Origin of the sequence: Actinoallomurus sp. NPDC052308 (genome assembly GCF_040679195.1) — a bacterium.
Lineage (GTDB): Bacteria > Actinomycetota > Actinomycetes > Streptosporangiales > Streptosporangiaceae > Actinoallomurus > Actinoallomurus liliacearum.
This window is the reverse complement of record NZ_JBFAUM010000025.1, coordinates 102,307-111,722: the sequence shown is the minus strand read 5'-3', so window position 1 is coordinate 111,722 and position 9,416 is coordinate 102,307. Positions and strand designations below refer to the sequence as shown.

The window sequence follows — 9,416 nt, the reverse complement described above, 5'->3', positions numbered from 1 at the left end:
CCGAACCCGACCCTGCCCGGTTGGCTGGCGTAGATCTGGGCGTGATCCACCCGTACGCGGTCGCCGGACCGGACGGGGAAGGGTTGTTGGTCTCGGGGCGGGCGATGCGCGCCGAGGCCCACCTGCACCTCAAAGACACCAAATACCGCCGCCGGGCCGTCGCCCAGCGGGCACCCAAACCCGGGCAGGCCGGGTCACGGCGATGGCGCAAATACCGCGCCCGCCAGCGCAAACTCGAAGCCCGCCACAAGCGCCGGATCAAACAGGGCCAGCACGAAGCCGCCAAACAGGTCATCCAATGGGCCGTCAAACGACGGATCGGGACGCTGCGGGTCGGTGACCCGCGTGGCGTGCTGGACCTCGAGGCCGGGCGGCGACACAACCAGCGGCTCCGTGACTGGCGGCCCGGCTATCTGATCCGCTGCCTCAAGGACAAGGCCGAACAGGCCGGGATCCGCGTCGAGCTGGTCGACGAACGCGGGACCTCTTCGACCTGCCCGGTCTGCGGGCGGCGGGTCCCCAAACCCGCCGGCCGCGACTTCACCTGTATGCATTGTGGTTTCCGTGGGCACCGCGACCTGGTCGGCGGCGCCAACATCGCCCGGCGTGGCCCGGGCGGCTCCATCACCACGAAGGATTCGTTCCCGGCGGTGATCACGCACCGTCGAGCCGGACGGCACCTGCCCGGTGCCGGACCGTCCCGGCGTGACCCCAGACGACGCCCCCATCACGGCACCGCACAAGGGTCCCCTGGCCGGCCGAGGCCCGCCCCACCACCAGTGGGGAGTCGCTCGCCTATGGCGAGGATCAACCAACACGGTCACTCCACGACCAACGTTGCTTGACACGGCACTAGTCTTCACCTCGGACAGAGCAAGGTGACGGAGGTTTCATGAGCGAGGCCGGCGGCCCCATCGACGATCTCGAGGGCGTGGACGTGCGCGGGGACCTCGCCACGGCGATGGGCGTGGAGATCCTCGAGGCGAGCGCCGAACGCGTCGTGGCGCGCATGCCCGTCAAGGGCAACACCCAGCCGTACGGCGTCCTGCACGGCGGCGCCTCCTGCGTCCTGGCCGAGTCCATCGGCTCCCTCGGCGCGGCCCTGCACGCCGGACCCGGCCGCATCGCCCTCGGCATCGAGATCAACGCCACCCATCACCGCGCCGCCACCAGCGGATACGTCACGGCCGTCGCCACCCGCCTGCACGGCGGACGCACCCTGGCCAACTACGAGATCGTCATCACCGACGAGCAGGAGCGCCGCGTCTGCAGCGCCAGACTCACCTGCGCCATCCGCGACCAGGCATAGATTTCTCGCATCTTTTGCACCAGTCACTCCAGTCTCGCTACCGTTAGAGGGCAAGAGCCCGGAGCGCTGAGTAGAAAACGTACGATCCGGTCCCCGCGCAGGGCCGGGGAAGGCCTGCACGGGTCACCAGACCGTACGGCACCAAAGGCGCTCCGGGCTTATTTTCGTCCTCGGGCCCCGGCCACTCCGGCACGGCCGCGCCGCCGGTCGCTCCGGGCGCGCCCGCACCCCCGGGCTCGATCACGCCGGTCTCAGCGCCGCGCCGGTCTCGATTCGGCCACAGCCGCTTTGCGCGTCGGCCACGGAGCCTTTGCATGATCGCGCCCGTCGCCTACCGTCGCGCTGTGCGCCCCTTCGCGATCACACACGGCGTCCGCACCCGGCACCGATCCGGCGCGCTCCGCGCCCTGACGCCCCTGCTCGCCCTGACCCTCGCCGCGGCGGGCTGCGGCCACTCGGCCCGCGACTACACCATCCCGCCGCAGGCCCTCCCCGAGCACGAGACGCCGCTCAAGGGCCGGACCGCCACCATCGGCGAGGTCACCTACACCGCGATCGGGGTCCGCACCAAGATCCCCGAGGTCATCGGCTCACACGCCAGCTGGATCCCGCACGGCCAGTACGTCCGGGTCCGCCTCCTCATGGTCAACCACGGCCGCGAACGCCACGACCTCGACCCCTCCCGCCAGCGGCTCATCACCGCCGACGGGACCGCGTACGCCCCCAGCATCGACGCCATGCAGATCTCCCGGGCGCCCGCCGGCGTGCAGACCATCGCCTCCCAGGAGATGCGCGCCTTCGACCTGTGGTTCGACGTGCCCGCGAACGCCAAGGTGAAGGCCCTGCGCGTGCTCGGCGACCCCTCCTCCTCCCGGCTCGGCGACCAGCTCAAGGGCGGCGCCGTCAAGAACGCCAAGAACCCCGTCGACATCTCCCTCACCTGACGCGCCGACGACGAAGGGGCGGCGGCCCGCCCGCGAGCCACCGCCCCTTCGACACCGACGAACGGTCAGTCGCCCGAACCGGCCGCCGCCTCCGCGCCGCCGCCGAGGTACGCCGCGCGCACCTGCGGATCGTTCAGCAGCTCGCTCGCCGCCGCCGACTTCACCACCGAGCCCGTCTCCAGGACGTACGCGCGGTGCGCGACCTGCAGCGCCTGCTGGGCGTTCTGCTCCACCAGCAGGACCGTCGTGCCCCGCCGGTTGATCTCCGTGATGATCTCGAAGATCTGCTGGATCAGCTTCGGCGCCAGACCCATCGACGGCTCGTCCAGCAGCAGCACCCTCGGCTTGGTCATCAGCGCCCGGCCGATCGCCAGCATCTGCTGCTCACCGCCGGACATCGTGCCGCCCGCCTGGTTCTTGCGCTCGGCCAGCCGCGGGAACAGCTCGTAGACCTCCTCCAGGTCCTTGGCGACCTGGTCCCGGCGGGCGTACGCGCCCATCTGGAGGTTCTCGACGACCGTCATACCGGGGAAGATGCCCCGGCCCTCCGGCGACTGCCCGATGCCCATCAGCACACGCTTGTGCCCCGGCACCTTGCTGATGTCCTTGCCGTCGAACCGGATGCTGCCGCGCGTCAGCGGACGCAGCCCCGAGATCGTCTTGAGCGTCGTCGTCTTGCCGGCGCCGTTCGCGCCGATCAGCGTGACGACCTCGCCCTCGTCGACCTCCACGGACACGCCCTTGAGCGCCGCGATCTTGCCGTAGTGGACGTGGATGTCCTCGATCTCAAGAAGCATCGGCGGGGACCCCCAGGTACGCATCGATGACCCGCTGGTTGTTCTGGATCTCGGCCGGCAGACCCTCAGCGATCTTCTGGCCGAAGTCCAGCACGGCGATCCGGTCGCTGATGCCCATGATCAGGCTCATGTCGTGCTCGATCAGCAGCACCGTCCGCCCGGTGTCCCGGATCCTGCGGATCAGCCCCTGCAGCTCCTCCTTCTCCGTCGGGTTCATCCCGGCGGCCGGCTCGTCGAGCAGCAGCAGCTTCGGGTCCGTCGCCAGCGCACGGGCGATCTCCAGCCGCCGCTGGTCGCCGTACGGCAGGTTCTTCGCCGTCTCCTCCATCCGGTGCGCGATCCCGACGAACTCCATGAGCTCCCGGGCCTTGGCCCGGCCGTCGCGCTCCTCCCGGCGATGCCACGGCAGCCCCAGCGCCGCCCCGGCCAGCCCGGTCCGGTGGTGCGCATCCGCGCCCACCATGACGTTCTCCAGCGCCGACATGTTGTGGAACAGCCGGACGTTCTGGAACGTGCGCGCCACGCCGCGCTTCGTCACCTGGAACCGCTTCTTGCCGTCGATCCGGGAGCCCGCGAAGACCACCTGGCCCTCGGTCGGCCGGTACACGCCGGTGACGACGTTGAACACCGTCGTCTTGCCCGCGCCGTTCGGCCCGATCAACGCGAAGATCTCGCCCTCGTTGATCGTCAGGTTCAGGCCGTTGATCGCGACGACGCCGCCGAAGCGCATCGTGATCTCACGCAGCTCCAGCGCCGGCGTTCCGGTGCTCTTCTCCGCCGGAACGGCTGTCGTCTCGCTCATTCGCCCACCTCACCAGCGGCGACGGTCACCGGACCGCCCACCTCGGCACCGAGGCCGCCCATGCCGCCCTCGCCCTCGGCGAGCTCCGCCTTACGGCGCCGCGACGGCAGCAGACCCTCCGGCCGGAAGATCATCAAGAGGACCAGGACCCCGCCGAACACCAGCACGCGGTACTCCTGAAGGCCACGGATCCGCTCCGGGATCCACGCCACCAGGAACGCCCCGAGCATGACTCCGGGGAGGTTCCCCGAGCCGCCCAGGACCACCGCCGCCAGGATCGTCGCCGACAGGATGAACGGGAAGTTGTTCGGGATGATCGACACCGCCTGCGACCCGTACACCACGCCGCCCGCGCCGCCGATCGCCGCGCCGATCGCGAACGCCGCCAGCTTGAACTTGAACGTCGGAACGCCCATCAGCTCGGCCGCGTCCTCGTCCTCCCGGATCGAGGCCCACGCCCGGCCCACCCGGCTGTTCTCCAGCCGCTTGACGAAGATGATCGCCAAGACGATCACCAGCAGCATCACGTAGTAGTACGGCTTGCCGTCCAGCGCGCCGTACTTGAACGGCTGCACGCCGCCGATCCCGATCGCGTCGAAGAACCCGTTGTCCGGGATCGTCCACTCCGACAACGTCGGCGGGTGCGGGATGCCACCGATGCCGTTCGGGCCACCGATGTAGTCGGTGTTCTGCGCCACGATCCGGACGATCTCCCCGAAGCCCAGGGTCACGATCGCCAGGTAGTCACCGCGCAGCCGCAGCGTCGGAGCGCCCAGGATGATGCCCGACGCCGCCGACAGCAGTACGCCGACGACCAGGATCTCCCAGAAGCTCAGGTGCATCTTCGTGCCGAAGATGGCCATCGCGTAGCCGCCGATCGCGAAGAACGCGACGTACCCCAGGTCGAGCAGACCTGCCTGCCCCACCACGACGTTCAGGCCGATCGCCAGCAGGATGTACCCGCCGATCGGGAAGAACAGCAACGTCGGCCAGTCGGTGTACGGCGACATGAAGCTGCCGATGCCGTCCGCCGGCAGGATGATCGCGACCACGATCAGCAGCAGGTAGACCACCCAGCGCGCCCAGCGCGGAGCGGACCCCCACCGGTCACGGAGCGAATCGGAGAAAGAGGTGTACCCGTCCCGCGCACGGGCGAGCGGGCTGCGGTTGGTCGAATCGTTCATGCGCGCGCCTGCTGAAGAGACTCACCGAGAATGCCGGTGGGACGGAACATGAGGACAAGCACCAGAAGGCTGAATGCCACGACGTCGTGCCACTGCGAGCCGAAGATCGCCGAGCCGTACATCTCGATCACGCCGAGGACGATGCCACCGACCAGCGCGCCGCGGAGATTGCCGATACCGCCCAGCACCGCGGCCGTGAACGCCTTGATGCCCAGCAGGAACCCGACGTCGAACTTCGTCTCCTCGAACCGCAGCATGTACAGCGCCGCCGCCACACCCGCCATGGCGCCGCCCAGTGCGAACGTCGCGGTCACGATCCGGTCGATGTTGACGCCCATCAGCACGGCCGTCTCCGGATCCTGCGCCGTCGCGCGGATACCGCGGCCGAGCTTCGTCCGGTTCACGAACACGTCCAGCAGGATCATCATCAGGACCGCGCCGACGATCACGATGAGCCGGTCGTTCGACAACTCGAACCCGCCGATGTGGACCACGTCGTCACGGTGCACGAAGTGCCCCTGAACCGGCAGCGCGCCCTTCTCCTTCGGCAGGCCGAACGCCTGCGGGATCACGAGCCGCGCGAAGAGCTGCTGCAGGAACAGCGACGCGCCGATCGCCGAGATCAGCGCCGCGAGCCGTGACGCGCCTTTCCGCCGCAAGGGCCGGTACGCCACGTACTCCAGGATCACCGCGCTGCCACCCGAGGCGACACCGCCGACGACCGCCAGCGCGAGGGCCAGCCCCACCAGCGCGAAGCCGCCGACGTTCGACGGCATCCCGAACAGGTGCAGGGCTCCGAGCACGCCGAACGTTCCGATCATGAAGATTTCGGAGTGCGCGAAGTTGATGAGTCGCAGGACGCCGTAGACCATCGTGTAGCCGAGCGCCACCAGCGCGTAGATCGCGCCGAGCGACAGGCCGTCAATCGTGTACGGCCAGAATTGACTGAAAAGATTGTTCAATGTGGTCGCCTTTGCCGCAAGGGCGGGAGCATGTCGCTCCCGCCCCTGCGCCTGTCCTAAGGCCGCCGTATGGCAGGCGGACTACTTGACCGTCGCGTTCTTGGCGCTGCCCAGCAGCGGGAGCTGGTTGCCCTTGACCTCGTAGACGTAGACGTCCGTCGCGGTCGGCTCACCGTTGCTCTGGAACTTGATCTGCTTCGAGACGCCCGGCTTGTCGACCTTCGTCAGGAAGTCGTTGATCTTCTCCGGCGTGGTGTTGCCGGCCTTGACCGCCTCGATGAACGCGGTGGCCGCGTCGTAGCCCTCGGCCGAGTAGATCGCCGGGTCGGCGTTGAACTTCGCCTTGTAGTCCGCGGCGAACTTCTTGCTCGCCGCGCTCGCCGTACCCGTCGGGTCGATCAGGCACGGGCAGCCGATGACCGAGCCCTCGGCGTTCGTGCCGCCGGCGCCCTTGGCCAGGCCCTGGTCCAGTGAACCGTCACCGGACAGGAAGCGCGCCTTCACGCCGCCCTCGCGCAGCTGCTTGATCAGCTTGCCGCCGGCCGCGTAGTAGCCGCCGAAGAAGATGGCGTCCGGCGAGAACGCCTTGACCTTGTTGACGGTCGCGGAGAAGTCCGAACCGTTCGGGTCGATCGGGTCCACGGAGGTCTGGGCGCCGCCCTTCTCCACCGTCGCCTTGACCGTCTCGCCGAGCGGCTTACCGTACTCGGAGTTGTCGTGGACGATGAAGACCTTCTTGGCCTTCAGCCCGTTGGTGATGAACTCGCCGATCCCCGCGCCCTGCACGTTGTCGTTGGCGATGAGGCGGTGCCAGTACTTCCAGCCGTGCGTCGCCAGCGCGGCGTTGGTCGCCGAGGAGGAGATGTTCGGCAGCTTGCCCTCCTCCAGGACCGGGTCGGCCTGCGCCGACTCGCCGGAGAAGGTCGGGCCGATGAGGCCGGCGATCTTGTCCTTGGTGATGGCCTGCTTGGCCAGCGGCACGGCCTGCTCGCCCTTGCCCTGGCTGTCGTAGGTCTTGAGGGTGATCTTGACCTTCGGGTTGGTCGCGTTGTACTGGTCGATGGCCAGCTGAGCGCCCTGCTTGGGCGGGATGACGATGCCGGAGTTCTCGCCGGTCAGGTCGCCCATGAACCCGATGGTGACATTGTCACCACCACCCTTGGAGTTGCCACCGCACGCGGACGCGCCGAGCGCCAGTGTCGCGCTCGCCGCCACCACGCCGACGACCGTAATCAATCTGCTCCGCAAGGTAGCTCTTCCTTCCGTCCGAATCCCCTGGATCAGGGACTTATCACCACCCAGGTCGTGGACTCGGTGCGGGCGAAACAGCACGTTTCCTGGGGGCTCGGTGGGTAGTACACCGAGCACCGGCTACGAACAGTAGAGATCCAGCGATGGTGTTGCTGATTCGTTACTGGCCTGTGCCCTAAAAGTCCAGTTTTGGTTACGGACGGCTACTCTACGTAGTGGCGCAGATCACTTCGTTTCGGGGATGTTAACGGACATAGGACGTCCTGCTATTCGGCCGGTCCGCCAGACGTCTCTCCCGAGCCGCCCGCGATGACCGCCTCCGCCACCGCCCGCATCGTCAGCCGGCGGTCCATCGACGTCTTCTGGATCCAGCGGAACGCCTCCGGCTCCGACCATCCGTGCGCGCTCTGCAGCAGCCCCTTGGCCCGGTCGACCAGCTTCCGCGTCTCCAGCCGCTCCCCGAGCGAGCTCACCTCGGCCTCGAGGCTCTTGATCTCCTGGAAGCGGCTCACCGCCATCTCGATGGCGGGCACCAGATCCGCCTTCGTGAAAGGCTTCACGAGGTAGGCCATGGCTCCGGCCTCGCGCGCCCTCTCGACCAGCTCCCGCTGGGAGAACGCCGTCAGGATGACGACCGGCGCGAGGCGCCCGGCGGCGATCCGCTCGGCCGCCGAGATCCCGTCCAGGATCGGCATCTTCACGTCGAGGATCGTGAGGTCCGGGAGCAACTCCGTCGTCAGCCGGACGGCCGTCTCGCCATCCCCCGCCTCGCCGACGACCTCATAGCCGTCTTCTTCCAACATCTCCTTGAGGTCCAGCCTGATCAGGGCCTCATCCTCAGCGATCACAACACGACGCGCGCTCTCGGTCACGCGCACGAGCGTACCCGGACCCGCTACCCTGGTACCCGCTGCGGTCCGTGCGGTCGGCCCGGCAGGCTTCAGGTAGTAACCTGAATGTCCGAAAAATGCCCCGGTACTCCAATTGGTCGAGAGGACGGATTCAAAACCCGTACAGTGTGGGTTCGAATCCCACCCGGGGCACTTAAGAAGCCGTCGTCCGTTACGGACGGCGGCTTTGTCGTACCTCACTGCAACACTGCGACGTATGTACGACAGGGAAATAGTCGATCAAGCACTCGCTCTATCCAGGCAAGGATTCTCGGACCGCAAGGTGGCCGAGATGTGCGGCGTCTCCGTCGGCGCTGTCCGCCACTGGAAGTACGGCAATCGACGCACCGACCAAGATATCGACCGCAGCGCAACATGCCCACTATGTAACGATCGATCCCTCGATCGTCGGGCCTACTCTTATTTACTGGGTCTCTACCTCGGTGACGGGCACATCGCTCGGCATCGTCGAGAGGTACATCGGCTGACCATCGCATGTTGCGACGACTGGCCAGGCCTGATGGACGCGGCCGCCGAAGCGGTCGCGGCGGTGATGCCCCATTCTTCGGTGGGTCGTCTCCAGCGCACCGGCTGCACGCTGGTCAACAGCTATTCGAAGCACTGGGTCTGCCTGTTCCCTCAACATGGCCCAGGCATGAAACACACTCGCACGATCCGACTGGAGCCGTGGCAGAACGAGATCATCGTCGAGTACACCGAGGCGTTCGTACGCGGGCTGATCCACTCGGACGGCTGTCGCTCGCTTAATCGCGTACGCCGCCCCGGAAAGGACGGTGCTCGATGGTACGAGTACCCGCGCTATTTCTTCACCAACGAATCGGCCGATATCCGTCGGCTCTTCACGGATTCCCTCGATCGGCTCGGGATTGCGTGGAAGCAGTCGAATCGGAAGACGATCTCGGTGGCGCGGAGGGAGGCGGTGGCGCGGTTGGATGAGTTCGTGGGACCGAAGTACTGATCAGTTCGCGTGGCGGATCAGGAACTCCTGCTGGGCGTCCGGGGCCGCCAGGATCGAGCCGGGGACGGCGGGGTCGCGGTGTTCGGCCTGGAGGTCCTCGGGGCGGGGGCGCGCGGGCAGGGAGCGCCAGCGGGGCGTGGACACGTCCCGGGAGGGGGCCTTCCGGTCTTCGCTCATGATTCCAGGATGCCGCGCGCCGAGACGCGTACCAAGCTCCGGCCGAATTCCGTTGTACGGGGGCGACGAAGCCGTTCCGCGAGCGCGGGTCGCCGCGTCTCTGCGCCGCCATCGTCGACCG

The 9,416-nt window shown here is 67.8% G+C and carries 11 protein-coding genes and 1 tRNA gene; 5 read left to right on the top strand and 7 right to left on the bottom strand.

What is annotated here, in order from left to right; translation table 11 throughout:
- The 3 genes from AB0L00_RS36795 to AB0L00_RS36785 form a co-directional block, all read left to right on the top strand.
- Positions 1–845 (top strand): transposase (locus tag AB0L00_RS36795; RefSeq protein ID WP_364442009.1); only part of this gene is annotated, 845 nt, incomplete at its 5' end.
- A gap of 47 nt (positions 846–892) precedes the next feature.
- On the top strand, positions 893–1,309 hold the full coding sequence (locus AB0L00_RS36790; protein WP_364442008.1) for a hotdog fold thioesterase: 417 nt from the start codon (positions 893–895) through the stop codon (positions 1,307–1,309).
- 314 nt (positions 1,310–1,623) lie between these two features.
- Positions 1,624–2,253 carry a DUF4352 domain-containing protein gene (locus tag AB0L00_RS36785; protein ID WP_364442006.1) on the top strand — a complete coding sequence of 210 codons (630 nt, stop codon included), beginning with the start codon at positions 1,624–1,626 and terminating at the stop codon, positions 2,251–2,253.
- A gap of 65 nt (positions 2,254–2,318) precedes the next feature.
- On the opposite strand, the gene AB0L00_RS36780 is transcribed toward AB0L00_RS36785, so the two are convergent.
- The 6 genes from AB0L00_RS36780 to AB0L00_RS36755 all read right to left on the bottom strand — a co-directional run bounded on the left by AB0L00_RS36780 (position 2,319) and on the right by AB0L00_RS36755 (position 8,127).
- Entirely contained in the window at positions 2,319–3,050 is a 732-nt protein-coding gene (locus tag AB0L00_RS36780) for an ABC transporter ATP-binding protein (protein ID WP_364442005.1), read from the bottom strand.
- Complete coding sequence (locus tag AB0L00_RS36775) at positions 3,040–3,852, bottom strand: ABC transporter ATP-binding protein (RefSeq protein WP_364442003.1); 813 nt, start codon at positions 3,850–3,852, stop codon at positions 3,040–3,042. Before AB0L00_RS36775 ends, AB0L00_RS36780 begins: the two co-directional genes overlap by 11 nt.
- Entirely contained in the window at positions 3,849–5,036 is a 1,188-nt protein-coding gene (locus AB0L00_RS36770; RefSeq protein WP_364442002.1) for a branched-chain amino acid ABC transporter permease, read from the bottom strand. The genes AB0L00_RS36775 and AB0L00_RS36770 overlap by 4 nt, the downstream gene beginning before the upstream one ends.
- Positions 5,033–5,998 (bottom strand): branched-chain amino acid ABC transporter permease, encoded by a 966-nt coding sequence (locus AB0L00_RS36765; RefSeq protein WP_364442001.1) that lies wholly within the window; start codon positions 5,996–5,998, stop codon positions 5,033–5,035. The genes AB0L00_RS36770 and AB0L00_RS36765 overlap by 4 nt, the downstream gene beginning before the upstream one ends.
- An 81-nt stretch (positions 5,999–6,079) precedes the next feature.
- Positions 6,080–7,246 (bottom strand): branched-chain amino acid ABC transporter substrate-binding protein, encoded by a 1,167-nt coding sequence (locus AB0L00_RS36760; RefSeq protein WP_364442000.1) that lies wholly within the window; start codon positions 7,244–7,246, stop codon positions 6,080–6,082.
- Positions 7,247–7,515: 269 nt separating this feature from the next.
- Complete coding sequence (locus AB0L00_RS36755) at positions 7,516–8,127, bottom strand: response regulator (protein ID WP_364400141.1); 612 nt, start codon at positions 8,125–8,127, stop codon at positions 7,516–7,518.
- 91 nt (positions 8,128–8,218) lie between these two features.
- Here AB0L00_RS36755 and AB0L00_RS36750 point away from each other — a divergent pair.
- Both AB0L00_RS36750 and AB0L00_RS36745 read left to right on the top strand, forming a co-directional pair.
- Positions 8,219–8,292 (top strand) — tRNA-Leu (locus tag AB0L00_RS36750).
- Positions 8,293–8,356: 64 nt separating this feature from the next.
- A complete protein-coding gene (locus tag AB0L00_RS36745; protein WP_364441999.1) occupies positions 8,357–9,118 on the top strand; it encodes a helix-turn-helix domain-containing protein in 762 nt (253 codons plus the stop codon).
- Here the strand turns inward: AB0L00_RS36745 and AB0L00_RS36740 are convergent, their stop codons facing one another.
- Positions 9,119–9,295: a hypothetical protein gene (locus tag AB0L00_RS36740; protein ID WP_364441997.1), complete on the bottom strand. Its 177-nt coding sequence runs from the start codon at positions 9,293–9,295 to the stop codon at positions 9,119–9,121.
- Between the last annotated feature and the right edge of the window lie 121 nt (positions 9,296–9,416).

Excerpts from the sequence above, each read along its gene's own strand:
- AB0L00_RS36745 (WP_364441999.1), top strand. The coding sequence starts at position 8,357 with ATGTACGACAGGGAAATAGTCGATCAAGCACTCGCTCTATCCAGGCAA.
- AB0L00_RS36780 (WP_364442005.1), bottom strand. The coding sequence starts at position 3,050 with ATGCTTCTTGAGATCGAGGACATCCACGTCCACTACGGCAAGATCGCG.
- AB0L00_RS36785 (WP_364442006.1), top strand. The coding sequence starts at position 1,624 with ATGATCGCGCCCGTCGCCTACCGTCGCGCTGTGCGCCCCTTCGCGATC.
- AB0L00_RS36740 (WP_364441997.1), bottom strand. The coding sequence starts at position 9,295 with ATGAGCGAAGACCGGAAGGCCCCCTCCCGGGACGTGTCCACGCCCCGC.
- AB0L00_RS36770 (WP_364442002.1), bottom strand. The coding sequence starts at position 5,036 with ATGAACGATTCGACCAACCGCAGCCCGCTCGCCCGTGCGCGGGACGGG.
- AB0L00_RS36775 (WP_364442003.1), bottom strand. The coding sequence starts at position 3,852 with ATGAGCGAGACGACAGCCGTTCCGGCGGAGAAGAGCACCGGAACGCCG.
- AB0L00_RS36790 (WP_364442008.1), top strand. The coding sequence starts at position 893 with ATGAGCGAGGCCGGCGGCCCCATCGACGATCTCGAGGGCGTGGACGTG.